This window comes from Mycolicibacterium sp. P4_G11 (assembly GCF_056555145.1).
This window is the reverse complement of the sequence record NZ_JBFUJW010000025.1, coordinates 1-949: the sequence shown is the minus strand read 5'-3', so window position 1 is coordinate 949 and position 949 is coordinate 1. Positions and strand designations below refer to the sequence as shown.

At 63.0% G+C, this 949-nt stretch carries 1 protein-coding gene; it reads left to right on the top strand.

Annotation, left to right across the window (positions count from 1 at the left end):
- Positions 1-5 precede the first annotated feature (5 nt).
- Positions 6-949, top strand: a 944-nt coding sequence (gene gap / locus AC1U2B_RS28575; RefSeq protein WP_480219435.1) for a type I glyceraldehyde-3-phosphate dehydrogenase, incomplete at its 3' end; no start/stop codon positions are given.

Here is a 949-nt window from a genome sequence, read left to right as displayed (position 1 = left end):
CAGCAGTGACTATTCGGATCGGCGTCAATGGCTTCGGACGCATCGGGCGTAACTTCTTCCGCGCTCTGGACGCGCAAAAAGCGGCGGGCATCAACACCGATCTGGAGATCGTGGCGGTCAATGACCTGACCTCCACTGACGCGCTGGCTCATCTGTTGAAGTTCGATTCGATCCTGGGCCGGCTGCCCTATGACGTGCGGGTYGAYGGCGACACCCTGGTGGTCGGTGATGCCAAGATCAAGGCCTTGGCGGTCAAGGAGGGTCCGGCGGCGTTGCCGTGGGGCGATTTGGGTGTGGATATCGTGGTGGAGTCGACCGGGATTTTCACCGACGCCGCGAAAGCCAAGGGGCATTTGGAGGCCGGGGCCAAGAAGGTGATCATCTCCGCGCCGGCGACCGGTGAGGACATCACCATCGTGATGGGTGTCAATGACGACAGGTACGACGGTAGCCAGAACATCATTTCCAATGCCTCGTGCACCACGAACTGTCTGGGGCCGATCGCCAAGGTGCTCAATGACGAGTTCGGCATCGTCAAAGGCTTGATGACCACCATCCACGCCTACACCCAGGATCAGAATCTGCAGGACGGCCCGCACAAGGATCTGCGCCGGGCCCGCGCGGCGGCGATCAACATCGTGCCCACCTCCACCGGGGCGGCCAAGGCCATCGGGCTGGTGCTCCCGGAGCTCAAGGGCAAGTTGGATGGGTATGCGCTGCGGGTGCCGGTGCCCACCGGTTCGGTCACCGACCTGACCGTCGAACTGGGCACCGCAGCCACGGCGGCGGAGATCAACGCGGCGATGCAGGCCGCCGCCGAGGGCCCGTTGAAGGGGATCCTCAAGTACTACGACGCCCCGATCGTGTCGTCCGATATCGTCACCGACCCGCACAGTTCACTGTTCGACGCCGGACTGACCAAGGTCATCGACAACCAAGCCAAGGTCGT